This is a genomic window from Massilia sp. Root351 (assembly GCF_001425045.1).
Lineage (GTDB): Bacteria > Pseudomonadota > Gammaproteobacteria > Burkholderiales > Burkholderiaceae_D > Rugamonas.
On the sequence record NZ_LMDJ01000001.1, the window covers coordinates 324,634 to 347,682 of the forward strand.

Annotated in this window: 20 protein-coding genes; 9 read left to right on the forward strand and 11 right to left on the reverse strand. The window is 66.0% G+C overall.

Features of this window, described 5'->3' with window-relative positions:
- Positions 1 to 2 precede the first annotated feature (2 nt).
- The 6 genes from ASD15_RS01460 to ASD15_RS01485 all read right to left on the reverse strand — a co-directional run bounded on the left by ASD15_RS01460 (position 3) and on the right by ASD15_RS01485 (position 8,732).
- The gene (locus ASD15_RS01460) at positions 3 to 2,009 is read right to left on the reverse strand and encodes a S9 family peptidase (RefSeq protein WP_057152941.1); all 2,007 of its coding nucleotides are present in this window, start codon (positions 2,007 to 2,009) and stop codon (positions 3 to 5) included.
- A 3-nt stretch (positions 2,010 to 2,012) separates the two neighbouring features.
- A complete protein-coding gene (locus tag ASD15_RS01465) occupies positions 2,013 to 4,052 on the reverse strand; it encodes a S9 family peptidase (RefSeq protein WP_229418017.1) in 2,040 nt (679 codons plus the stop codon).
- Positions 4,053 to 4,118: 66 nt separating this feature from the next.
- Complete coding sequence (locus tag ASD15_RS01470; RefSeq protein WP_057152942.1) at positions 4,119 to 6,167, reverse strand: sodium:solute symporter family protein; 2,049 nt, start codon at positions 6,165 to 6,167, stop codon at positions 4,119 to 4,121.
- Positions 6,164 to 6,505 carry a DUF4212 domain-containing protein gene (locus tag ASD15_RS01475; protein WP_057152943.1) on the reverse strand — a complete coding sequence of 114 codons (342 nt, stop codon included), beginning with the start codon at positions 6,503 to 6,505 and terminating at the stop codon, positions 6,164 to 6,166. The genes ASD15_RS01470 and ASD15_RS01475 overlap by 4 nt, the downstream gene beginning before the upstream one ends.
- Complete coding sequence (locus ASD15_RS01480) at positions 6,498 to 8,036, reverse strand: sensor histidine kinase (RefSeq protein ID WP_373888151.1); 1,539 nt, start codon at positions 8,034 to 8,036, stop codon at positions 6,498 to 6,500. Before ASD15_RS01480 ends, ASD15_RS01475 begins: the two co-directional genes overlap by 8 nt.
- 3 nt (positions 8,037 to 8,039) lie before the next feature.
- Positions 8,040 to 8,732 (reverse strand): response regulator transcription factor, encoded by a 693-nt coding sequence (locus tag ASD15_RS01485; RefSeq protein WP_057152945.1) that lies wholly within the window; start codon positions 8,730 to 8,732, stop codon positions 8,040 to 8,042.
- A gap of 160 nt (positions 8,733 to 8,892) precedes the next feature.
- On the opposite strand from ASD15_RS01485, the gene recA reads away from it, so the two are divergent.
- The 7 genes from recA (at position 8,893) to ASD15_RS01520 (ending at position 14,829) form a co-directional block, all read left to right on the forward strand.
- The gene (recA, locus tag ASD15_RS01490; RefSeq protein ID WP_057152947.1) at positions 8,893 to 9,960 is read left to right on the forward strand and encodes a recombinase RecA; all 1,068 of its coding nucleotides are present in this window, start codon (positions 8,893 to 8,895) and stop codon (positions 9,958 to 9,960) included.
- A 37-nt stretch (positions 9,961 to 9,997) separates the two neighbouring features.
- Positions 9,998 to 10,453, forward strand: a complete 456-nt coding sequence (recX, locus tag ASD15_RS01495; RefSeq protein WP_057152949.1) for a recombination regulator RecX — start codon at positions 9,998 to 10,000, stop codon at positions 10,451 to 10,453.
- Positions 10,454 to 10,674: 221 nt separating this feature from the next.
- Positions 10,675 to 11,244 carry a DUF2889 domain-containing protein gene (locus ASD15_RS01500; protein ID WP_057152951.1) on the forward strand — a complete coding sequence of 190 codons (570 nt, stop codon included), beginning with the start codon at positions 10,675 to 10,677 and terminating at the stop codon, positions 11,242 to 11,244.
- Between the two features lie 68 nt (positions 11,245 to 11,312).
- Positions 11,313 to 12,482, forward strand: a complete 1,170-nt coding sequence (sucC, locus tag ASD15_RS01505; protein WP_057152953.1) for an ADP-forming succinate--CoA ligase subunit beta — start codon at positions 11,313 to 11,315, stop codon at positions 12,480 to 12,482.
- Between the two features lie 13 nt (positions 12,483 to 12,495).
- Complete coding sequence (gene sucD / locus ASD15_RS01510; protein ID WP_056401948.1) at positions 12,496 to 13,377, forward strand: succinate--CoA ligase subunit alpha; 882 nt, start codon at positions 12,496 to 12,498, stop codon at positions 13,375 to 13,377.
- Positions 13,378 to 13,444: 67 nt separating this feature from the next.
- On the forward strand, positions 13,445 to 14,149 hold the full coding sequence (locus tag ASD15_RS33040; protein ID WP_057152955.1) for an FHA domain-containing protein: 705 nt from the start codon (positions 13,445 to 13,447) through the stop codon (positions 14,147 to 14,149).
- Between the two features lie 182 nt (positions 14,150 to 14,331).
- Positions 14,332 to 14,829: a pilin gene (locus tag ASD15_RS01520; RefSeq protein WP_082551478.1), complete on the forward strand. Its 498-nt coding sequence runs from the start codon at positions 14,332 to 14,334 to the stop codon at positions 14,827 to 14,829.
- A gap of 84 nt (positions 14,830 to 14,913) precedes the next feature.
- Here ASD15_RS01520 and ASD15_RS01525 read toward each other — a convergent pair whose 3' ends face one another.
- Complete coding sequence (locus tag ASD15_RS01525) at positions 14,914 to 15,627, reverse strand: flagellar brake protein (protein ID WP_057152959.1); 714 nt, start codon at positions 15,625 to 15,627, stop codon at positions 14,914 to 14,916.
- A 131-nt stretch (positions 15,628 to 15,758) separates the two neighbouring features.
- On the opposite strand from ASD15_RS01525, the gene ASD15_RS01530 reads away from it, so the two are divergent.
- A complete protein-coding gene (locus tag ASD15_RS01530; RefSeq protein ID WP_229418018.1) occupies positions 15,759 to 18,725 on the forward strand; it encodes a sensor histidine kinase in 2,967 nt (988 codons plus the stop codon).
- 28 nt (positions 18,726 to 18,753) lie between these two features.
- Here the strand turns inward: ASD15_RS01530 and moaC are convergent, their stop codons facing one another.
- Positions 18,754 to 19,251, reverse strand: a complete 498-nt coding sequence (gene moaC / locus ASD15_RS01535; RefSeq protein WP_057152962.1) for a cyclic pyranopterin monophosphate synthase MoaC — start codon at positions 19,249 to 19,251, stop codon at positions 18,754 to 18,756.
- A gap of 119 nt (positions 19,252 to 19,370) precedes the next feature.
- Between moaC and ASD15_RS01540 the strand changes: the two genes are divergently transcribed.
- Positions 19,371 to 20,861, forward strand: coding sequence for a M48 family metalloprotease (locus ASD15_RS01540; protein WP_057152964.1), 1,491 nt, complete (start codon positions 19,371 to 19,373; stop codon positions 20,859 to 20,861).
- A gap of 115 nt (positions 20,862 to 20,976) precedes the next feature.
- On the opposite strand, the gene ASD15_RS01545 is transcribed toward ASD15_RS01540, so the two are convergent.
- Genes ASD15_RS01545 through ASD15_RS01555 form a run of 3 tightly spaced genes read right to left on the reverse strand, consistent with a single transcriptional unit; the run spans position 20,977 to position 23,035 of the window.
- A complete protein-coding gene (locus ASD15_RS01545; RefSeq protein WP_057152966.1) occupies positions 20,977 to 21,582 on the reverse strand; it encodes a DUF2946 family protein in 606 nt (201 codons plus the stop codon).
- A 3-nt stretch (positions 21,583 to 21,585) separates the two neighbouring features.
- Entirely contained in the window at positions 21,586 to 22,578 is a 993-nt protein-coding gene (locus ASD15_RS01550; RefSeq protein WP_057152968.1) for a YheT family hydrolase, read from the reverse strand.
- A gap of 37 nt (positions 22,579 to 22,615) precedes the next feature.
- Positions 22,616 to 23,035 (reverse strand): nuclear transport factor 2 family protein, encoded by a 420-nt coding sequence (locus ASD15_RS01555; protein ID WP_057152970.1) that lies wholly within the window; start codon positions 23,033 to 23,035, stop codon positions 22,616 to 22,618.
- Positions 23,036 to 23,049: the final 14 nt, after the last annotated feature.

The following is a 23,049-nucleotide window of genomic DNA, read 5'->3' on the forward strand; positions in this document are numbered from 1 at the left end:
GATCACGGCTGGGGGCCGATGTGCTGGCCCAGGAACTTCTCCACCCGGGTCCAGAAGTCGATGCGGGTCCGGGTCAGCGACCAGCCGTGGCCTTCACCCGGGTAGACCACCAGTTCGGCCGCCGGGTTGTGGGCCTGCACGGCCGCGTGGAAGCTGCGCCCGTGCGGCAGCGGCACGCGGCGGTCCTCGCCGCCGTACGCCATCAGCAGCGGCTGCCGGATGCGCGCGGCGCGGTGGACCGGCGAGGTGTCGCGCAATTGCTGCGCGTCCTGCACCGGATCGCCCACCAGCTGCGGCATGCCGTACTGGCGCCAGCCCTCGTCGGTATCGGAGATCGCGCTCCAGTGGTCCTTGTACAGCAGCGCCAGGTCGGTCACGCCCAGCCACTGCACGCCGCATTTGAACAGCTCCGGGTTGTTCGCCAGGCCCATCAGGGTGGCGTAGCCGCCGTAGCTGGCGCCGGCGATGCAGATGCGCTGCGGGTCGGCGTGGCCCTGCGCGATGGCCCATGTGGCGGCGTCGGCGATGTCGTCCTGCATGGCCAGGCCCCATTGCTTCCAGCCGGCGCGGAAATGGCGCGAGCCGAAGCCGGTGCTGCCGCGGAACTCGGGCTCCAGCACCGCGTAGCCGCGCGAGGCCAGGAACTGTGCCTGCTCGTCCCAGCCCCACTCGTTGCCGCGCACGAAAGGCCCGCCGTGCACCAGCACCACCAGCGGCAGCTGCTTGCCGCCGCCGGCCGGCAGCGTCAGCCAGGCCGGGATGGCCAGGCCGTCGCGCGCCTTGATCTGCACCAGGTCCTGCTGGCCCATGGCGGCCGGGTCGATGCGGCCGTACGCCGCGCCCAACCTGCCCAGCTCCTGCGTGTCGGCGTTGTACACGTAGTAGATCTTGGGCTGGCGGTCCGAATACGAGGTCACCAGCATCCACGGCGTTTGCGGCCGCAGCGCCGGGCGCACCAGGTTCACCAGGCCCGGCAGCTTGGCGTCTACGTCCGCCTGCACCGCCTTCATGCGCGCGTCCAGCCAGACTGTGCTGCGCGCATCCGACAGCAGCTCCAGGCCGACGATCTTGCCGCCGCTGTAGATCATCCTGCCCTGGTAGTCATAGTCGGCCAGCGACACCAGCGGCTCGGCGGCGAGCTGCTGCTTTGCCGTGTCGTACAGGTACAGCGCCTCCTTGTCCTTGCCGGCGCGGCTGCTCACGTACAGCTTGCCGTCCGAGGCCAGGCCAACCGGCCAGAAGTTGCCGGGCGAGTCGCCGTAGGACGGGAAGCTGGCCAGCTGGCGCCAGGCCTTGCCGGCCGGGTCCATGAAATGCACGGTGGCGGTGCCGTCCTGGTCCGACATGGCCACACGCGGTTCGCCCTGCGCGTCGAGCAGCCAGCTCAGCACCTTGGCCGGGCGCGGCAGCACGTCGGCCTTGCCGGTGACGGTGTTCAGGCGCAGCAGGTCGTAGTTGTCCAGATCCCAGGTCAGTTCGTTCCAGTTGGCGCGGCGCACATAGATCGAGTCGCTGTCCTGGGCGCCCTGCTGGCCCAGCAGGTAAGTGTTGTAGGGCAGCGCGCGCTGCTTGACCATGCTGCCGGTTTCGCTGGCCGGGGTGAAGCTGGGGTCCACCAGCATGCGGTAGCCGCTGCCGTCCACGTTGGCGGCGAACATGCCGGGGGCGCTGCTGCGGTCGCCGGCCGGCACGCTGGCGTCGCGCGTGTCGAAGACCAGGCGCTGCGGATTGACCCACTCGAAGTCATCGATGTCGACATTGTCGAAGCGCGCCACGCCCTTCACGCTGCGGGTGGCCAGTTCCAGCGCGTACAGGGCGGCGCGGCCGCCTTCGCGGCTGCCGGTGAAGGCCACATATTTGCCGTCGGGCGACAGCTTGGGCCGGCTGAAGCTGGGGCTTTCGAAGAAATGCCCGGCGGACGGCGGTGTCGCGGCCGAGGCGGCCAGGGCCGGCGCGGCAAGCGCCGCGCACAGGATCAGGCGCGCGGACTGGAGGGGATGGCTGCGCATGGCTTACTCCTTGGCTGGTGCTGCCTGGCGGGGGCCGATGTGGCGGCCCAGAAATTGTTCGACCCGGGTCCAGAAGTCGACCCGGGTGGCCGGCTTGCTCCAGCCGTGCTCCTCGTCTTCGTACTCGATCCATTCCACTTGCTGGTTGCCGGCCGCGCGCAGCGCCTTGCGCAGCCGTTCGCCGTGCACCGGCAGCACGCGCCGGTCGTCGTCGCCGTAGGCCAGCAGCAGCGGCTGGGTGATGCGCGCGGCCTGCTGCAGCGGCGAGGTGGCCTTGAACTGCTCGGCGTGCGTGACCGGGTCGCCGAGCAGCGTGGGCATGCCGTATTGCTGGAAGTCCTTGGACAAGTTGGCATTGAAGCGCCAGTGGCCGTCGTACAGCAGCTGGATGTCGGTGACGGCGGCCCAGGCTATGCCGCACTTGAACAGCTGCGGATCGTTTACCAGGCCCATCAGCGCGGCATAGCCGCCATAGCTGCCGCCGGCGATGCAGATGCGCTTGCCGTCCGCGATGCCTTGCCCGACAGCCCAGCTGGCGCCATCGGCGATGTCGTCCTGCATCTTCAGTCCCCATTGCTGCCATCCGGCGCGGTAGTGGGCGTAGCCGTTGCCCGTGCTGCCGCGATATTCAGGCTCCAGCACGGCATAGCCGCGCGAGGCCAGGAACTGGGTCTCGGCGTTCCAGCCCCACAGCGTGCCGCGCACTGCCGGCCCGCCATGCACCAGCACCACCAGCGGCAGCTGCGCGGCCTGCCCGGCAGGCAAGGTCAGCAGGGCGGGAATGTCCAGGCCGTCGCGCGCCTTGTAGCGCACCATGCGCTGCGTGCCCATCTGCTGCGGCGCCATGGCGGGACGGCTCTCGGCCACGCGCACCAGTGCCCCGGTGCCGGTGTTGAACACCGAGTAGACGGCCGGCTGGCGGTCCGAAAACGATTGCACCAGCACCCAGGCGGTGGCGGCGCGGGCCGGCAGTTCCACCAGGTTGCGGGTGTCGGGCAGCAGGCTGTCGATGGCCTTCTGCATCGCGCTCAAGGCCGCGTCGTCCCACCACATGCCCTGGTCGTCGCCCGCGTAGCGCAGGCCGCGCACCCCGTTCTTGCCAACGATGAACTCGCCTTCGAAATCGCGGCCCGGCAACGCGAGCCAGCGCTTGTCAAGCAGTTGCCGCGCGTCCGGATCGAACACATACACGCCGCTTTTGTCGTTGTCCCGGTTGGCGCGGGCCAGCAGCTTGCCGTTGGGCAGGAAGACCAGCGGGTCGAAGCTGTCTTCACTGCCGGTAAATGTCTTGAAGCTGGCCACCACTTCCCATTTGCCGGTGGCCGGTTGACGGTAATAGATACCGGTGTCGCCCTGGGTGCCCGCCACGCCCAGGCGCGGCTCGCCCTGCGCGTCGAGCAGGTAGCGCGCCACGCCGGGCGGCGAGTCGATCTCCTGCCGGTCGCCGGTGACGGTGTCGAGCTTGAGCAGCCGGGCACTGTAGCCATAGCCTGCGCCGGCGTGGCGCACGTCGGCGACATAGACCCAGTCCGAGTCCTGCGCGCCGGCGTCGTCGAGCATGAAGGTATGCCATGGCAACAGGCGGGTGGCGGTTTCGGACCGGACCGCCCGGCTGGTGCGGGCCGCCAGTTGCCGGTAGCCGCTGCCGTCGCGGTTGACCGCGAACAGGCCTGGCGCGTAGCGTTCCGAGTAGCGTTCGGCATAGCGGTTGCCCGCAGTAAACAGGAGGCGCTCGTCGTTGACCCAGCGGAACTCGCCCACGTCGGCGTCGGCGAAGCGCGCCGCCACCGTGCGGCTGTTGTCGCGCAAATCGATCACGCTGACTTGCTGGCGCTTCGGTCCGGCTTCCCGGATCGCCAGGAAGTGCCCCCCGGGGGACAGGGCCGCCGCGCTGACGGCCGGCGGCTGGAAGAAGCTGGCGGCGGGGAGGGGGCGGTCTGCCGCCAGGGCGGCCGGAGCTGCCGTGACTGCCGAGCTTGCCAAGCCGGGCGCGGCGGCGAAGATGCAGGCCGCAGCGGCGCACATGGGCTGGAAGGTAGGCATACGGTCGGGCTAGTGCGGTTGCAAATTAGATAATTTCCACACAATAACATTTCCCGCCGCGTTTGCCTAGTTTTGCTCCGGTGAACGGATATGGGCCAGCAGCGCCTGGGTGTCGCGCCCGGGCGGCGCCGTCAGCAGGCTGACCACGGCCATCGCCAGCATGCCGGCCGGCACGCCGAAGATGCCGGCCGACACCGGCGCGATGTGGAACCACTGGCCGGCCGCGCTGCCGCCCAGGATGGGATTGGCGTGCAGCATGTAGTACAGGCACACGCCGAAGCCCGCCACCATGCCGGCCACCGCGCCCTGGCGGTTGGCGCGCGGCCAGAACACGCCCAGCACCAGCGCCGGGAACATGGTCGAGCCGGCCAGCGAGAACGCCGCGCTCACCAGCGACAGGATGTCGGCCGGCTTGGTGGAGGCGGCGTAGGCGGCGATGAAGGCCACCGCCAGCAGCAGCAGCTTGGAGATGGTGACCCGCTTCTGGGTCGAGGCGCTGGGATCGACGATGCGGTAATAGATGTCGTGCGACAGCGCGTTGGAAATGGCCAGCAGCAGTCCGTCCGCCGTGGACAGCGCGGCGGCCAGGCCGCCGGCCGCCACCAGGCCCGATATCACGTAGGGCAGGCCGGCGATTTCGGGCGTGGCCAGCACCAGCACGTCGCCGTCGATGGCGATCTCGGCCAGCTGCACGATGCCGTCGCGGTTCACGTCGGCGATGCTGATCAGCGGATGCAGCTTGTCCACGTTGGCCCAGTAGGACACCCAGGTGGGCAGCTTGGCAAAGTCGCTGCCGACCATGGCGGTGTAGACGTCGAACTTCACCAGCACCGCCAGCGCCGGGATGGTCAGGTAGATCAGCAGGATGAAGAACAGGGTCCAGAACACCGACACCCGGGTTTCGTGCACCGACGGCGTGGTGTAGGAGCGCATCAGGATGTGCGGCAGGGCGGCCGTGCCCACCATCAGGCAGAACACCAGCGCCAGGAAGTTGTTGCGCTTGGTGTCCGACTGGGCCCGGTCCTGCGCCGGGAAGGGCTCGGCGTGCGGCGTGGGCGGCGCCGCGCGGCGCAGGTTGTAGGCGCGCGCGGCGTCCCAGGCGGCGGCCGCTTCCTCGACGGTTTTCGGATAGTTGATCAGGGCCTTTTCCGCCGCGCGGATGTCCAGCAGCGTGGCGTTGCGCTGCTTGACCGCGTCCAGCCGGCGCTGCGCTTCCACCCGGCCGGCGTCCCAGCTGGCCGGCAGGCCGTCGAGCTTCTGGCCATAGTCGTTGGCGCGCTGCAGGAAGATGGCGCGCACCTCCTGTTCCCTGGGATCGTGCGCCAGGCTGGCCTCGCGCGCGCCCAGCGTGGGCAGCAGCTTGCCGTAAGCCACTTGCGGGATCGGGTTGCCGCTGTGCTTGGCCGACAGCCACATGGCCGGCAGCAGAAAGGCCACCAGGATGATGATGTATTGCGCCACCTGGGTCCAGGTGATGGCGCGCATGCCGCCCAGGAAGGAGCACACCAGGATGGAGGCCAGGCCGAGGAAAATGCCGACCGAGAAGTCCACCCCGGTGAAGCGCGAGGCGATCAGGCCCACCGCGTAGATCTGCGCCACCACGTAGATGAAGGAGACGACGATGGTGGCCGCCACCGCCATGATGCGCACATAGCGCCCGTGGTGCGGGCCGCCGTAGCGCGCGGCCAGGAAGTCGGGGATGGTGTACTGGCTGAACTTGCGCAGGTAGGGCGCGATCAGCAGCGCCACCAGGCAGTAGCCGCCGGTCCAGCCCATCACGTAGGCCAGGCCGTCGAAGCCGTGCAGGTACAGGGTGCCGGCCAGGGAAATGAAGCTGGCCGCCGAGATCCAGTCGGCGGCGGTGGCCATGCCGTTGAACATGGCCGGCACGCGCCGACCGGCCACGTAGTATTCGGCCACGTTGGAGGTGCGGCTGACCAGGCCGATGGCCGCGTACAGCGTGATGGTGGCCAGCATGAACAGATAGCCTATCCACACGCGCGGCATGCCCTCGTTCTCCAGCACCGCCAGCGCCACCAGGAAGCAGGCGAAGCCGGCCGAGAAGGTCAGGTAGTAGCGCGACAGGCGCCTGAAGTAACCGGGCTTGGCGCTCATGCGTGCTCTCCGGCCGGCGGCGCGGCCGGCGGCGCGGCGGCGTGGAACTGGCGGTCCAGCCGGCGCATGCGCCAGGCGTAGAGACCGATGATGGCCAGGTAGACCAGCGAAGCGCCCTGCGCCGCCAGGTAGAACGACAGCGGCCAGCCGAACAGCATCAGCCCGGTCAGCTCGCGCGCGAAAAACACCACGCCAAAGCTGGTGGCCAGCCACAGCAGCAGCAGGGCGGTGGTGACGCGGCGCGTCTTGCGCCAGTGCAGGGCGCGCCGCGCGCGCAGCGCGCCGGGATCGGCGCCGGCCGGGGCGGGCGGCGCGGCGTGGTCTGCGGGCTTAACCATAGTAAGGCTCTTCTGGATCGGGTTCGCCGTCGGCCGCGCGCAGCGGGAAGCTCAGGCGGAACAGGCTGCCGGGCAGCTTGGCGTTGTTGCTGCGCGGGTTGCTGAAAATGTCGATGTCGGCGCCGTGCTGGTGCGCGATCTCGCGCACGATGGCCAGCCCCAGTCCGCTGCCCTCGGCGCTGCTGCCGAGGATGCGGTAGAAGCGTTCGAAAACATGGGGGCGCTCGGCGGGCGGAATGCCGGGCCCGGTGTCTTCCACTTCCACCACGCCCTCGCGCTCGGAGCGCCGCACCCGCACCGTGACGGCGCCGCCGGCCGGGGTGTAGCGCAGCGCGTTGTCGATCAGGTTGGACAGCGCCTCGCGCAGCATGGTGGGATTGCCCTCGATCGGCACGTCGCCGTCGGCCGGCGCCTCGAAGCCGAGGTCGATGCGGTAGTTGAAGGAGGCCGGCACCCAGTCGCGCACGGCGCTGCGCGCCAGCTCGGCCAGGTCCACCGGCAGCAGCGCGGCGCCGGCCTGCGGCTGGTTTTCCGCGCGCGCCAGGGCCAGCAGCTGGTTTACCAGCCGGGTGGCCGATTCCGAACTTTTCGCCAGCTGCTCCAGCGAGCGGTGGATCTCGTCCTGGTCGGTCTGGCGCAGCGCCAGCTCGGACTGCATGCGCATGCCGGCCAGCGGCGTCTTCATCTGGTGGGCGGCGTCGGCGATGAAGCGTTTCTGCATCTCGATCGACAGCGACAGCCGGCTCAGCATCTCGTTGAGCGAGCGCACCAGCGGCGTGATCTCCTCCGGCACCTGGCGCGAATCGATGGGGCTGAGGTCGTCCGAACTGCGCGCGCGGATGCGCTCCTGCAACTGCGCCAGCGGCGACAGGCCGCGCGCCAGCGCGAACCACACCAGGGCCAGCACGATGGGCAGCACGATGAACTGCGGCAGGATCACGCCCTTGATGATTTCATTGGCCAGCTTGGCGCGCTTTTCCAGCGTCTCGGCCACCTGCACCAGTGCCAGCCGCGATTCCTCCGCGCCCTGGTCCTCCAGCCCGACCCAGGAATAGGCGATGCGGATCGGCGTGCCGTGCATGTTGCCGTTGCGGAACTGCACCAGGCCGGGCTTGACCCGGTCCTCCTCCGACGGCGGCGCCAGTTCGCGGTCGCCGTCCACGTAGGCGCCGTTGGGGCCGACGATCTGGAAGTACACGCTGTCGACATCGTCCGCGCGCAGGATGTCGCGCGCCGAACCGGGCAGGCGCGGCGCCAGCTTGCCGTTTACTTCGTGGATTTGCTGCGCCAGCACGGTCACGCTGTCTTCCAGCGCGTGGTCGAAGGGCTGGTTGGCGATGGACTTGGCCACCAGGTAGGTGATCGCGATGCTCATCGGCCACAGCAGCAGCAGCGGGGCCAGCATCCAGTCCAGGATCTCGCCGAACAGCGAGTGCTGGATATCGTCTTCCTTGCCGGCGCCGGCGGGCTCCTGCCAGGGCAGGTCTTCCTCGTCCTGCTCTTTGAGCGTGCCGGCGTCGCGCTGGTCCACGGCTTACTTGGCCTCGCCGCGCGGCGTTTCGCTGTATTTTTCCAGGCAATAGCCCAGCCCGCGCACGGTGGCGATGCGCACGCCGCCCACCTCGATCTTCTTGCGCAGCCGGTGCACGTAGACTTCGATGGCGTTGTTGCTCACTTCCTCGCCCCATTCGCACAGGTGGTCCACCAGCTGTTCCTTGGACACCAGCCGACCGGTGCGTGCCAGCAATATCTCCAGCAGGCCCAGTTCGCGCGCCGACAAGTCCAGCATCTGGTCGTTGATGTAGGCCGAGCGGCCCACCTGGTCGTAGCTCAGCGGGCCGTGCTTGATGATGGTGGAGCCGCCGCCCTGGCCGCGCCGGGTCAGCGCGCGCACCCGCGCCTCCAGCTCGGACAGCGCGAAAGGCTTGGCCATGTAGTCGTCCGCCCCCAGGTCCAGGCCGTTGACGCGCTGCTCGATGGAGTCGGCGGCCGTCAGGATCAGCACCGGCAGCAGCGAGGAGCGCGCGCGCAGGCGGCGCAGCACCTCCAGCCCGGACAGCTTGGGCAGGCCCAGGTCCAGGATCAGCAGGTCGAACTCCCGGGTGGACAGGGCGGTGTCGGCCTCCTGCCCGTTCTTCACGCAGTCGATCGCATAACCGGACTGGCGCAGCGAACGGGTCAGCCCGTCGGCCAGTACGCTGTCGTCCTCGGCAAGTAAAATACGCATAATGTCACCCGGCTTCAGAAGCTTCCATTGTGTTTCATTTCTCTCAAGGTGGCTAGCTTTTGATCTGCTGCAAACTCCGTTGAAAACAGTGCTTGCAAAAAGCACTGGTTTTTTATACAGTACCACCTGTACAGACCAACCTCTTGCCGAAAGATTAATCATGGACGATAAAAAAGGCGCAGTACCCGCAGCCGAAAAAGCCAAGGCCCTGGCCGCCGCACTGGCTCAGATCGAAAAGCAGTTCGGCAAGGGCTCCGTCATGCGCATGGACGCCAGCGCGCCGATCGAAGAAGTGCAGGTGGTCTCCACCGGCTCGCTGGGCCTGGACATCGCGCTGGGCGTAGGCGGCTTGCCGCGCGGCCGCGTAGTGGAAATCTACGGCCCGGAATCGTCGGGTAAAACCACGCTGACCCTGCAAACCATCGCTGAAATGCAAAAGCTGGGCGGCACCTGCGCCTTTATCGACGCCGAGCACGCGCTGGACGTGGGCTACGCGCAGAAGCTGGGCGTGAACCTGCACGAGCTGCTGATCTCGCAGCCGGACACGGGCGAACAGGCGCTGGAAATCTGCGACGCGCTGGTGCGCTCCGGTTCCGTGGACATGGTGGTGGTCGACTCCGTCGCCGCGCTGACGCCGCGCGCCGAGATCGAAGGCGACATGGGCGACTCGCTGCCCGGCCTGCAAGCCCGCCTGATGTCGCAGGCGCTGCGCAAGCTGACCGGCTCCATCAACCGCACCAACACTCTGGTCATCTTCATCAACCAGATCCGCATGAAGATCGGCGTGATGTTCGGTTCGCCCGAAACCACCACCGGCGGCAATGCGCTGAAGTTCTACGCCTCCGTGCGCCTGGACATCCGCCGCACCGGCTCCATCAAGTCGGGCGACGAGGTGATCGGCAACGAAACCAAGGTCAAGGTCGTCAAGAACAAGATCGCGCCGCCGTTCAAGGAAGCCCACTTCGACATCCTGTACGGCGCGGGCACCTCGCGCGAAGGCGAAATCATCGACCTGGGCGTGGAAGCGAAGATCGTCGAGAAGTCCGGTTCCTGGTACAGCTACAACGGTGAACGCATCGGCCAGGGCAAGGACAACGCCCGCACCTTCCTGGTGGAGCGTCCCGAACTGGCGCACGAGATTGAAAACAAGGTGCGCGCCTCGCTCGGCGTGCGCGCGCTGCCGGCCATGGGCGCCGACCCTGCGCCCAAGCTCAAAGCCGTAGAATAAAACCAGGGGCGGACCGGTCAGTCCGCCCTTTTCACATATGCCCATGCCTCCCGTCAGCCTCAAAGCCCGCGCGCTGCGCCTGCTGTCCGCGCGCGAGCACAGCCGCACTGAGCTGGCGCGCAAGCTGGCGCGCCACGCGGAAGAGGGCGACGATATCGAAGCGCTGCTCGACTTCCTCGAAAAGAACAACTGGCTGTCCGAGGAACGCTACGCCGAATCGCTGATCCACCGCCGCTCGGCGCGCTACGGCAACGCCCGCATCGTGGCCGAGCTGCAGCAGAACGGCATCAAGGGCGACGCGCTGAACGAACTGAAGGCCGGCCTGGCCGAAGACGAAACCGCGCGCTGCTGCGAAGTGTGGCGCCGCAAGTTCGGCGAACTGCCGCAGGACGCCCAGGAACGCAACAAGCAAATGCGTTTCCTGCTGCAGCGCGGCTTCTCCTCCAAGGCCATCCAGGCCGCTATGAAAGGCGTCGACCTCGATGAATACTGACGCCCGTGCGCAAGCGTAAAAGTCCCTGCGGCGGCTAAGGATTTGCAACTACTTGTTATATGCCACGTCGCAAGTCGCGCTTGGGTGTGCTACACTTTTGGGGTTTTTGCAGCACCGCGGGTGCGGTGGTTGTCCGTAGAAGCTGCGGCAACGTGCATTCTTGTTAAGAGAATAGTGCAAGGCTGCTTACTAAATTTGGCCGCGCGAGCGGCATCGGTCTTATGTCCCTGTCAACTCCAGTCTCCCGACGTGCGCTGCGGCACACGCGCGCAATAGACATCCAGGCGTTCGCGCGCGAGGATGGGCTATGGGATCTCGACGCCCATATCACCGACATCAAAGTAAACGCCACCAAGCTCGCCTCCGGCGTGCGCGACGGCGGCATGCCCCTGCACGACCTTTCCTTACGCATTACGGTAGACCGCCAACTGAACATCGTTGCCGCCGAAGCCGTCTCTGACGCGGTTCCCTATCCCGGTTTTTGCAACACCATCGGCCCTGCTTACGCGGCCCTGGTGGGACTGAACCTGATGAAAGGATTCCGGCATGAACTCAAGCAGCGCCTGCATGGCATCGCCGGCTGCACCCATCTGACGGAACTGGCCCAGATCCTGCCAACGGCGGCAGTCCAGGCCTTCGCTAACGATGTCTGGCCGACGCATGATGCGGCTAGCGACAACGTTCCGCATGAAAAGCCTTTCCAGCTCGACAAATGCCACGCCCTCCGCACCGACGGCGGGGCAGTTGCCCAGTTTTACCCGCGTTGGGTAGCCAAACCCGAGTTGGCCTAGCGCACGCACTATCCTAGTTTTTTAAACATAAACTTTAAACATCAGTTTCAATCAGAAGGGAAGCCAGCATGAAAATCCATGAGTATCAGGGCAAAGAAATCCTCCGAAAATTCGGAGTGACGGTTCCGCGCGGTATCCCGTGCCTGTCCGCAGACGACGCAGTCAAAGCTGCCGAGACGCTGGGCGGTTCGGTTTGGGTAGTCAAAGCGCAGATCCATGCTGGCGGCCGCGGCAAAGGCGGCGGCGTGAAAGTAGCCAAGTCCCTGGAACAAGTGAAAGAATACGCTGACCAGATCATGGGCATGCAGCTGGTGACCCACCAGACCAGCCCTGAAGGCCAGAAAGTACGCCGCCTGCTGATCGAAGAAGGCGCGGACATCAAGAAAGAACTGTACGTATCCCTGGTAACCGACCGTGTTACCCAGCGCGTCGTGCTGATGGCTTCCTCCGAAGGCGGCATGGACATCGAAGAAGTTGCCGAGTCCCACCCAGAACTGATCCACACCATCGCCATCGATCCTGCAGTTGGCCTGACCGACGCTGAAGCGGCCGGCATCGCCGCCAAGATCGGCGTACCGGAAGGTTCGATCGCCGACGCCGTCACCAACCTGCAAGGCCTGTACAAAGCCTACTGGGAAACCGACGCATCGCTGGCCGAAATCAACCCGCTGATCCTGACCGGTTCGGGCAAAGTCATCGCCCTGGACGCCAAGTTCAACTTCGACGCCAACGCCCTGTTCCGCCAGCCGGAAATCGTCGCCTACCGCGACCTGGACGAAGAAGATCCAGCCGAAGTCGAAGCATCGAAATTCGACCTGGCCTACATCTCCCTGGACGGCAACATCGGCTGCCTGGTGAACGGCGCCGGCCTGGCCATGGCCACCATGGACACCATCAAGCTGTTCGGCGGCGAGCCAGCCAACTTCCTGGACGTAGGCGGCGGCGCCACTGCAGAGAAAGTCACCGAAGCGTTCAAGATCATGCTGAAGAACCCAGAGCTGAAAGCGATCCTGGTGAACATCTTCGGCGGCATCATGCGTTGCGACGTGATCGCCGAAGGCGTGATCACCGCATCGAAAGCCGTTTCGCTGAAAGTGCCTCTGGTGGTGCGCATGAAGGGCACCAACGAAGACTTGGGCAAGAAGATGCTGGCCGAATCCGGTCTGCCTATCATCGCAGCCGACACCATGGAAGATGCAGCCAAGAGCGTTGTCGCCGCTGCAGCCGGTCAAGCTTAATTAAGGAATCAACATGTCCATTCTGATCAATAAAGACACCAAAGTCGTCACCCAAGGCATCACCGGCAAGACCGGCCAGTTCCACACCCGTATGTGCCGCGAATACGCGAACGGCAAAAATGCCTTCGTCGCAGGCGTGAACCCGAAGAAAGCCGGCGAAGACTTCGAAGGCATTCCAATTTTCGCTAACGTAACCGAAGCGAAAAAAGAAACCGGCGCCAACGTTTCCGTGATCTACGTTCCACCAGCAGGCGCAGCTGCCGCCATCTGGGAAGCCGTGGAAGCCGAAATGGACCTGGCCATTTGCATCACCGAAGGCATTCCTGTCCGCGACATGATGGCCCTGAAGGACCGCATGGCCAAAGCCGGCTCGAAGACCCTGCTGCTGGGCCCTAACTGCCCAGGCCTGATCACCCCTGACGAAATCAAGATCGGCATCATGCCAGGCCACATCCACCGCAAGGGCCGCATCGGCGTGGTTTCCCGTTCGGGCACCCTGACCTATGAAGCAGTGGCACAGCTGACCGCCCTGGGTCTGGGCCAGTCGTCGGCAGTTGGCATCGGCGGCGACCCGATCAACGGTCTGAAGCACATCGACATCATGAAGGCCTTCAACGACGATCCGGATACCGACGCGGTCATCATGATCGGCGAAATCGGCGGTCCGGACGAAGCCAATGCTGCATATTGGATCAAGGACAACATGAAGAAGCCGGTAGTGGGCTTCATCGCCGGTGTCACCGCTCCTCCGGGCAAGCGCATGGGCCACGCCGGCGCGCTGATCTCCGGCGGCGCCGACACCGCGCAAGCCAAGCTGGAAATCATGGAAGCCTGCGGCATCACCGTCACCAAGAACCCGTCCGAAATGGCGCGTCTGCTGAAGGCAATGCTGTAATTCACTGTTTTAGTGAATAATAACGGGGAGCTTAGGCTCCCCGTTTTTTATTGCCTGGAGATTTTGCTTGGGGAAGATCATCATTTCGCGCGACGGCGTGGTGGAACAGGAAGTCCCGCTGAGCCGGGAACGGATGAGCATCGGCCGCCGCAGCCGCAACGACATCGTGCTGAGCCATCCGGCCGTCAGCGGCGAGCACGCCGTCATCACCACCATCCTCGACGAATCCTTCCTGGAAGACCTGCGCAGCACCAATGGCACCTTCGTCAACGGCCAGCGCGTGGGCAAGCACTTCCTGCAGCACCAGGACACCATCAAGATCGCCAGATACCGGATCGAATACCTGGCCGACGGCGTGCGCCCGGTTCCCGCACCGATGGGCGAGAGCGTCACCATCCCGGTCGCCCCTCCATACCGCCCGGGCTCCGCTCCGGCGGCCGCAAACGCGTCCACGCCCGCCGCCGCTGCGGCGCCTGCCGCGCTGTCCGCAGCATTACCCCCTGCCGCGCTTGGCCGCATTGAAGTGCTGAACGGCGCCAACGCGGGCAAGCAACTGGCGCTGACCAAACCGCTGACCACGCTGGGCCGGCCCGGCGTGCAGGTGATTGTCGTCTCGCGCGCGGCGGACGGCTATTCCGTGGTGCAAGCCGACGGCGACGCCATCGCCACCCTGAACGGCGCCGCCCTTGGCAGGCAGCCCCAACGCCTGCAAAACGGCGACGTGCTTGACCTGAGCGGCACGCAGATGGCATTCAAACAAGATTTAGCCTGACAAAAATCGTCAACTGCCAAACTTCGGCAGCCCGGCTGACAAAAATCGTCAGCCAGACGGGGCCGAAGTGACGAAAATTGGCGCAGATTACATGCAAAAGGCCGGTTTAGGACCTGGCACACCAATTGCTCTAACTCAAGTGTGGCACCAAACAACCAGTTCACCCCTTGAGGAGCAGCAAAATGAAATCCATGAAAATGATGAAGAAACAAGCCCAAGCCGGTTTCACCCTGATCGAACTGATGATCGTCGTGGCAATTATCGGTATCCTGGCAGCAGTGGCAATTCCTGCGTACAGCGACTACACCATCAAAGCCAAGGTCGGTAATGCACTGGGTTCGGTCAACTCCATCAAGACTGCGGTTGGTCTGTGCTCGCAAGAAGCCGGTGGCTCGTTCGACACCTGCGATACCGGCTCCGGCGGCGTTCCTGTTTTCACCCCAACTAAAGAAGTCGCCGGCGTAACCGTCACGAACGGTACCATTGTCTTGACCATGGGTACTGGCATCGGCACTGGTGTGGATGGTCTGCTCATTACCATGGCACCTACGCTGAACGGCTCGACGATTTCTTGGGATAACACGACCACGGTGACTCAACCTGCCGCACTGGCCGCCATTACGAAGAATAACGTTACCGCGGCAGCAGCCCCAGCCCCAGCCCCAGCGCCAGCCCCATAAGCTAACACCCCATCACCGCAGACGGCGCTCCGGCGCCGGCGCGAAAAAAAACCTGGCCTCGGCCAGGTTTTTTTGCTTTTATGCCTACACAATCTTCTGCCGGTCGGCGATCAGCGCTTCGTAGGTGAGGTTCTGCAGCAAGGTGTAATGCGTCGGGTCGAGATTCACGAACTGCACGCCATAGGTGAACACCTCCGGCTTGTCGCCCGCCGCAGGCTTGATCACGTTGATATTGCGGATGCTCGCGTGCGTGTTGACCAGCACCTGCCGGTTGCCCGGCTGCGCAATCAGCGTGAACGACAGTCCCACCATCGCATCATCCGATTCCAGTTGCCGCTTCGATTCGATCAGCGCCCCCGACACGCTCAGGTTCACCAGGAACACCGACACGCTGCCGCTGGTCTCGCAGCTCAGCTGCGCCGGAATATCCACCTTCACCCGCATCGCCGTGCGCAAGCTGGTACCCTGGATCTTCTCGGGGAAGGACAGGTGGGCGTAGAACAGCGGCCGCCCGAACACGCGCTGCACGATGGCCGAGAAGGAACATACGTTCACGCCCGAAAACACCCGTATGGTCAGCTTGTCCCCCTCGGTGACCGAGATGGGCGCGCCGCTTTCGAACGGCACCTTGACGATCATGTACTCGTCCTTCACCCAGCCGATCAGCGTGGAAAAGTGCTGGATTGGCTTCATGGTCCGGTGCGTGATGAACTGTATCCTCCCTCCGACCTGGAGGTTCATCTGTTCAAATTCATATTCCTGAGGCTTGATCTCGGCTGGCGTGCTACCACTGCTCATTCGTGCGCCCTTTTGTTGTTCCTATGTCTATGAAATCGATTATATACCGGGGGTAATATTTTTACAGTATTGCAATAATGACGCTCCTTTCTATACCATCGCAGCACTCCACCGTAACAATGCCGTGCCACATGATGATCCTGCCTGCCATCACATCCCTGTTGTTTCTGTTATTGCTCGCCGGGTATCCAACCGCCGCTGCGGCCGCGCCCCGGCCGCTGCTCATCGACTACACCCACACAGCCTGGACTGAGCTGGACGGCGCGCCGGCCGGCGCGACGAAGTTTGCGCAAGCGCCGGACGGCTGGCTGTGGATCTCCACTCCAACCGGCCTGTATCGCTTCGACGGCGTGCGCTTCGAGCGCACCGAGAAGGTCTACGGCCATCCGCTTGCCGCCAGCAACATCATGGGCCTGGCCACCACGCAGGATGGCGCAGTCTGGGTCGGCTACCGCGTCGGCGGCGTGTCGGTCTTCAGGAAGGACGGCGCGCACACCTATGGGGAAAGCGACGGCCTGCGAACAGTGGGCGTCATGCATATCGAAGCGGCGCCGGACGGGGCGGTCTGGGCCGCCATGCGCGACGGCGTGGCGGTGCTGCCCCCGGGCGGCAAGCGCTTCCAATACCTTGGCCCCGAAGCCGGCCTGCCGTCGCTGGGCGCGTTCCAGATCCTGTTCACCCGCGATGGCGTCACCTGGATCGGTACCAACACCGGGGCCTACTTCCGCCGGCCGGGCGAAACCCGCTTCAGCCAGGCATGGCCGCGCAAGGCGCTCGTGGCGCTGTGCGAAGCGCCCGACGGCGCCCTGTGGGGCAACGATTTTGCAGGCGGCTACTACCGGATACACACCGTCGCCCCCGCCGCCGGGGAGGGACCCGTCAAGCCCGAGCTCGAAGGCTCGTTCATGCGCTTCGACCGGCAGGGCACCATGTGGATGATCCACCGCGACAGCCTGGAGCGCAGGCTGGCGCCCGACGGTCCCAGCCTGCCCGACCAGCGCCTGTCGAAACTGAACGGTATCAGCGGCCCCATGCTGGGCGCCTCATTCCTGGACCGCGAAGGCAATCTGTGGATCGGCACTTCGCGCGGCATAGACCGGCTGCGCCCGAACCGCTTGCGCACCATGCCCGTCGAGAAGCAGCTGGAGTTTCCGGCGCTGGTGGCCGGGCCGTCCGGCGACGTATGGGTGGGCGACTATTCGGGCGACGTGTGGAGCTACCGCGCCGAGGGCCGTGTCCGCCGCGAGGTCGCGGGGCCGATCACTGCCAGCTACACCGGCCCGGACGGCGTACTGTGGCTGGGCGGAATGGAAGGCGTGCAGCGCCGCGCGCCCGATGGCAGCGAGACGCTGATACGCTCGCCGGACGAGGTGAAAAGCCTGCGCATACACGCCATGCAGCAGGACCGCGACGGCGCCCTGTGGGTCTCCTTCTCGTCCGGCAAAGGCGTATACAAGCTTGTGCAAGGGGCATGGACGAAGCTGGGCGCTTTGCAGGGCATTCCCGCGCCGCTGATCACCACCATGGCGCTCGATGGCGAAGGCAACGTCTGGATGGGGCATCTGCGCAGCCAGATCACGGTCGCCGCACCAGGGCAGGTACGCCGGCTCGGGCCGCAACAGGGTTTGCAGATCGGGACCGCCTTGCATCTGTACTTCGACGGCAACACCATGTGGGCCGGCGGCGAAAACGGCGTTGCCGCCTACCGGGACGGCCGTTTCGTCCCCCTGCGCGGTGAACGCAGCGAGCAATTCAGGGGCGTGTCCGGCATCGTGCGCCTGCCCGGCGGCGACCTGTGGCTGAACGGGGCAGACGGCCTGTTCCGCGTTTCCTCAGCCGACCTCGGCGCGTGGCTGAACAGCGGCGCGAAGCCGGTGGCATTCGAGCGCTTCAATGCGCAGGACGGCATGCAGGGGCGCGCGCCGCAGTTGCGGCCGGTGCCCTCGCTGAGGCTGTCAAGCGAGGGCGCGTTGTGGTACGCCACCACCGGCTCGGTCGGCACCATCGATCCGGCCAGGATCCCGCGCAATCCGTTGCCGCCCCCGGTGGAAGTGGTCAGCGTGCTGTCCGGTGGCGTGCGCTACGCCATCCCGGATGCCGGCGCGCTGGCGCTGCCGCAGGGCACGCGCGACCTGCAGATCGACTTCACCGCGCTGAGCCTGTCGCTTCCGGAGCGCGTGCGGCTGCGCTATCGGCTGGCCGGGCTGGATCAAGCGTGGCAAGAGCCGGAAGGGCGGCGGCAGGCGTACTACACCAATCTGGCACCCGGCAAATACCGTTTCGAGGTCACGGCATCGAACGAAGACCATCTATGGAACACCAAGGGCGCGGCGCTGGAACTGGAAATACCGCCCACCTTCGTGCAAACCGGCTGGTTCAAGCTGCTGCTGGGTGCGCTCGTGCTGCTGCTGTTGTACGCGGCTTATGCGCTGCGCATACGCTACCTCACGCGGCGGATGCAGGAACGGCTGCAAGAGCGCCTGGCGGAGCGCACCCGCATCGCGCGCGCCCTGCACGACACCCTGTTGCAGAGCATGCACTCGTTGCTGATCTCCTTCGACGCGCACAGCCGCCACTTGGAGGAGGGCACGCAGGAGCGCACCCGCCTGGACCGTACCCTCAACCTGGCGGAGCAGCTGCTGGTGGAAGGCCGCGACCAGATCCTGGACTTGCGCGCGTCGGCCTCGCCGGACATGCTGGAGCTGACCCTCGAGCAGCTCGGCAAGGCGCTGGCCGACCACCGTCCGCATGCGTTCGCCATGCAGGTCGCCGGCACGCCGAGGCAGTTGCGCAAGGAAGTGCAGGATGAGATTTACGCCGTCGCGCGGGAGGCGCTGTTCAATGCTTCGCGTTACGCCGATGCCACGCGCATCGAACTGGAACTGGCGTATGGCGGCAGCGCCTTCGTGCTGCGCATCCGGGACAACGGCCGGGGGCTGGACGAGTCGGTGGCCGCTGCCGGCCACCGGCCGGGCCACTGGGGCCTGGTCGGCATGCGCGAGCGCGCCGGCGGCATCGGCGCCAGCCTGGAGATCGGCAGCAAGCCGGGCGCCGGCACCGAGATCACGCTGACGGTGCCCGGCAAGCGGGCGTACTGAGCCGCGTACGGAGCCGCGTACTGAAAACTTAGCTGGTCGCGCTCCAGTCGCCGCTCTTGCCGCCGTGCTTTTCCATCACGCGGATATCGGACATCACCATGCCGCGGTCGACCGCCTTGCACATGTCGTACACGGTCAGCAGCCCCACCTGCACCGCAGTCAGCGCCTCCATTTCCACGCCGGTCTTGCCGTAGGTTTCCACCTGCGCAGTGCAGTGCACGCTGGAGGCGGCCTCGTCGGTGGTGAAGTCCACCGTCACGCGCGTCAGCGCCAGCGGATGGCACAGCGGCACCAGGTCGCTGGTGCGCTTGGCGCCCATGATGGCGGCGATGCGCGCGATCCCCAGCACGTCCCCCTTCTTTGCGCTTCCCGCTAAAATGATCGCCAGCGTCTCCGGTTTCATGCGGATACTGCCGGCGGCCACGGCGGTGCGGTGCGTTTCCTGTTTTGCGCCGACGTCCACCATGTGGGCCTGGCCGGTGGTGTCGAAGTGGGTGAGCTGGTCTGGGGCTGGAGTGCTGGTCATTGGAGTATAGTTCGTCAGTTGCAGGTATCGACAGGTATCATATCATTGTGAAATCAAAACGTTTTTTGCTGCGCTTGCTCCCTCTGGCTGCATCCCTGCTGTTGGCCGCCCCCACGGGCATGGCCCAGATGCCGCTGTCCAAGCCCCTGAATCTCCCCAGCCTCGGCGACACCGAGCGGCAGGAGCTGTCGCCGTTGATCGAGCGCAAGCTGGGCGAGGAGATCATGTATGACATCCGCAGCAACAAGGATTACCTCGACGACGCCCCCATCCTGGAATACCTGAACACGCTGGGCAACACCCTGGTGGCGGCCCATCCGGGCGCGCGCGGCGAGGCCAGCTTCAACTACTTCTTCTTCGCCGTGCGCGACGGCCAGCTGAACGCGTTCGCGCTGCCGGGTGGCTTCATAGCCGTGCATTCGGCGCTGCTGCTGGCGGCGCAGTCCGAGTCCGAACTGGCGTCGGTGCTGGGCCACGAAATCGGCCACGTGGCGCAGCGCCACATCGCGCGCCAGCTGGGGCAGCAGAAGCAGGACGCGCTGATCCCGCTGGCGGCCATGATCCTGGCCATCCTGGCGGCCAAGTCCAGTCCGGACGCGGCCATGGGGGTGATGATGGGCGGGCAGGGCCTGGCCATCCAGCGGCAGCTCAACTTCGGCCGCGATGCCGAACGCGAGGCGGACCGGGTCGGTTTCCAGATCATGGGCGAGGCCGGTTTCGACACCAGCGGCATGGTGGCTTTCTTCCAGCGCATGCAGACCGCCAGCCGCAACTACAGCGACCTGGTGCCGGCCTATCTGCTGACCCATCCGTTGACCACCGAACGCATCGCCGACATCCAGGCCCGCATCCGCGAGCAGCCCTACAAGCAGCGCCTCGACAGCCTGGCGTTCTACCTGGTGCGCTCGCGCGCGCGGGTGCTGCAGGATTTGAGCACGCAGGGGCTGGCGGAGTCGATCCAGTATTTCGAAAGCCTGATGGAACAGGACAACCGCCAGCAGAAGACGGCCGGCCAGTACGGCATGGCCTTCGCCATGTTCAAGAAGAACGATTTCGTGGCGGCGCAGCGCTGGCTGGACAAGGCCCGCGCCACCATCGAGGCGCCGATGCCGGCCGGCGTGTTCGGCATGGGCAAGCGCGACACGGCGCCGACCGTGTTCACCAGCCTGTCGCTCGATATCAAGCTGGCGCAGGAGTCGAATCAGGCGATGGTGGCGGCGGCCTTGAAGGAGGCGCTGGCGGCGCACCAGCAGTTCCCGTTGTCGCGCGGCATTGCGCACCAGTACGCGGAGGCGATGATACTGTCCGGCCAGCTGGAGGAGGCGGCGCGCTACTTGCGCGAGCAGGCGCAGTTCTACAAGGAAGAGCCGGAGGTGCACGATCTGCTGGCCAGGGCGTATGCGAAGCAGGGCAAGATGGCCTTGCAGCATATGGCGCTGGCGGAGTCGTACACTTTGCAGGGCGGCACGCTGGCGGCGCTGGACCAGCTGAACCTGGCGCGCAAGGCCAGCGATGCGTCCTTCTACGACCAGGCGCAGATCGATGCGCGCGAACGCGAGCTCAAGCAGCGGCGCAAGGATGCAATGGGGGACAAGTACAAGGAGCCGTAGGCGGCGCCTGGCGGACTACGCGCTGCGCGCTAATCCGCCCTGTGGGCGAGCGGGACGAGCGGGTAGCCGGCCGCGTAGCGCGGGTTCGGTGCGGAGCACCGTAAGCCGCCGGGCGTCAGGGCGCCGCGTCCGCTTGCGGCAGGCGCACGAAGCCGAAGCGGGCGGGGATGTCGTCGCGCCGCAGGCGCTGCACCGGCACCGTTGCACCGCCGGTGCGCAAGGTGAGCGCGGCGGTGGCCGCGCTGTCCTCGATCCATGCCAGCAAGGTGTCGTCGCCTACCGGGTGGCCATCCATCTGCAGCAGCTCCATCGCTTGCGCCACGTCGCGGTCGTCCAGCTGCGCCACCACGGCGCCGCGTTGCAGCAGCACCTCGCCGTCTTCCGTCAGATACGCCGCCTCCGGCCGGCCCAGCGCCTCGCCGGTGTGCAGCACAAAGCCCTGCGCCGGATCGGTGCGCGCCACGAACGGCGTGGTCTCCAAATTCAGATACACCCGCTGCGGGCCATTCTGGAAGTACCAGCAGCCGCGCTCGTCGCTGGCGTAGTTGCGCACGATGAAGCCCACCAGCGCGGCGTTGGTCAGCTTGTCGCCGGGCAGATTGAAGTGCTGCGCGCGCTCGTCGCGCATGCGCCAGTTGCCGCGCGCATCCAGGCCGAGCCAGCCGTAGCAGTGCGGCACGTTCGGCCATTTGGCCAGCGCCTGTTTTACGATGTCATCCATGGTTCAAGCTTCGCACATCTGGCCACGGCCGGCCGCACGGCTGGCGGTTTCGCCTTCCAGGAAGTGGATCATGCGCCTGGGCAGCCAGTTGAGCGAACCGGGCGGGCGGCCCACGGCAAAGCCGACATGCCCGCCCTGTTCCGGATACTCCAGCAGCACGCCGGGCGCCGCCTTGCGCGGCAGGTGAATGCCGGGCAGGAAGGGGTCGTTCCTGGCGTTCAGCACCAGGGTCGGCACCGTGATGTCGAGCAGCACGTGCTTGGCGCTGGCGCGGTCCCAGTAGTCGTCCGTGTTGCGGTAGCCGTGCAGCGGCGCGGTCACCACGTTGTCGAAGGCGTACAGGTCGTCGGCGGCCATCAGCGCGTTCAAGTCGTACAGGCCGGGGAACTGCTTCAGCTTGGCCACGCACTTGGGCTTGAGCGTGTTCAGGAACATGCGCGTGTAGATGCGGTTGAAGCCGCGCGACAGCGATTCGCCGCCGCGCGCCAGGTCCAGCGGGGCCGACACGGCGCACGCCGCATCGACGATCTCGGCGCCATGCTGCGACTCGCCCAGCCAGCGCAGCAGCGCATTGCCGCCCAGCGACACGCCGGTGGCGTAGAAGCGGCTGCAGGCGGCATCCATGGCGCGCGCGTGCAGGCGACGGATGACCCATTCGATCTCGGCCGCGTCGCCGGAATGGTAGAAGCGCGGCGCCAGGTTGGCCTCGCCCGAGCAGCCCCGGAAATGCGGCACCGCGCCGGACCAGCCGCGTGCGCACACGTCGGCCATCAGCGCGCGCGCGTAGTGGCTGTCGGACGAGCCTTCCAGGCCGTGGAACAGCACCACGAAGGGCTGGCCGGGCTGGCCGTCGACGAAATCGACATCGATGAAGTCGCCGTCCGGCGCCTGCCAGCGCTCGCGGCGGAAGGCCACCGGCGGCTTGCTGATGCAGGTGGCGGGGTAGATGGTTTGCAGGTGGCCGCTGGGCAGCCACAGTGGTGCGGTGTAGTTCATGGCCCTGTACTCACAACGGAACTCGGCTGCGGCAACCTTAATGCAGCACCTGCTGCGGATTGTCCACCGGGATCGGGCCGGGCGCCACGGACACATGGCGCAGCACGATGCGCCAGCCCTTCGGCGTCTTGATGTAGACGTTGCTGGCCACCAGGTGGGCCGGCTCGCCGGTGGCGGCGGTGGTGCCTTCCACCACGGAGTGGATGGAACTCATCAGATTGTGCGTTTCATGCAACACCGCCGGCCGGATGTGCAGGCCGCCATGTTCCAGGATGATGGACCACGATTCGCGGATCGCGCGGTGCCCCACCAGGCGCGGACCGCCCGGGTGGATGCAGGCGATTTCCTCGTCGTCAGCCCACAGGGCCATCAGGGCTTCCACGTCGGCCCGGTTCAGCGCATCGTAAAAAGCGGCTTCGACTTCGCTTGCGCTACCGTTTAATTGCTTTTTTGGCATGGCAGCCTCCGGGC

What these genes read in the sequence shown, in the direction of transcription:
- ASD15_RS01460 (WP_057152941.1), bottom strand. Translation starts at nt 2,009, where the DNA reads ATGCGCAGCCATCCCCTCCAGTCCGCGCGCCTGATCCTGTGCGCGGCG.
- ASD15_RS01465 (WP_229418017.1), bottom strand. Translation starts at nt 4,052, where the DNA reads ATGCCTACCTTCCAGCCCATGTGCGCCGCTGCGGCCTGCATCTTCGCC.
- ASD15_RS01470 (WP_057152942.1), bottom strand. Translation starts at nt 6,167, where the DNA reads ATGAGCGCCAAGCCCGGTTACTTCAGGCGCCTGTCGCGCTACTACCTG.
- ASD15_RS01475 (WP_057152943.1), bottom strand. Translation starts at nt 6,505, where the DNA reads ATGGTTAAGCCCGCAGACCACGCCGCGCCGCCCGCCCCGGCCGGCGCC.
- ASD15_RS01485 (WP_057152945.1), bottom strand. Translation starts at nt 8,732, where the DNA reads ATGCGTATTTTACTTGCCGAGGACGACAGCGTACTGGCCGACGGGCTG.
- recA (WP_057152947.1), top strand. Translation starts at nt 8,893, where the DNA reads ATGGACGATAAAAAAGGCGCAGTACCCGCAGCCGAAAAAGCCAAGGCC.
- recX (WP_057152949.1), top strand. Translation starts at nt 9,998, where the DNA reads ATGCCCATGCCTCCCGTCAGCCTCAAAGCCCGCGCGCTGCGCCTGCTG.
- ASD15_RS01500 (WP_057152951.1), top strand. Translation starts at nt 10,675, where the DNA reads ATGTCCCTGTCAACTCCAGTCTCCCGACGTGCGCTGCGGCACACGCGC.
- sucC (WP_057152953.1), top strand. Translation starts at nt 11,313, where the DNA reads ATGAAAATCCATGAGTATCAGGGCAAAGAAATCCTCCGAAAATTCGGA.
- sucD (WP_056401948.1), top strand. Translation starts at nt 12,496, where the DNA reads ATGTCCATTCTGATCAATAAAGACACCAAAGTCGTCACCCAAGGCATC.
- ASD15_RS01520 (WP_082551478.1), top strand. Translation starts at nt 14,332, where the DNA reads ATGAAATCCATGAAAATGATGAAGAAACAAGCCCAAGCCGGTTTCACC.
- ASD15_RS01525 (WP_057152959.1), bottom strand. Translation starts at nt 15,627, where the DNA reads ATGAGCAGTGGTAGCACGCCAGCCGAGATCAAGCCTCAGGAATATGAA.
- ASD15_RS01530 (WP_229418018.1), top strand. Translation starts at nt 15,759, where the DNA reads ATGATGATCCTGCCTGCCATCACATCCCTGTTGTTTCTGTTATTGCTC.
- moaC (WP_057152962.1), bottom strand. Translation starts at nt 19,251, where the DNA reads ATGACCAGCACTCCAGCCCCAGACCAGCTCACCCACTTCGACACCACC.
- ASD15_RS01540 (WP_057152964.1), top strand. Translation starts at nt 19,371, where the DNA reads ATGGCCCAGATGCCGCTGTCCAAGCCCCTGAATCTCCCCAGCCTCGGC.
- ASD15_RS01545 (WP_057152966.1), bottom strand. Translation starts at nt 21,582, where the DNA reads ATGGATGACATCGTAAAACAGGCGCTGGCCAAATGGCCGAACGTGCCG.
- ASD15_RS01550 (WP_057152968.1), bottom strand. Translation starts at nt 22,578, where the DNA reads ATGAACTACACCGCACCACTGTGGCTGCCCAGCGGCCACCTGCAAACC.
- ASD15_RS01555 (WP_057152970.1), bottom strand. Translation starts at nt 23,035, where the DNA reads ATGCCAAAAAAGCAATTAAACGGTAGCGCAAGCGAAGTCGAAGCCGCT.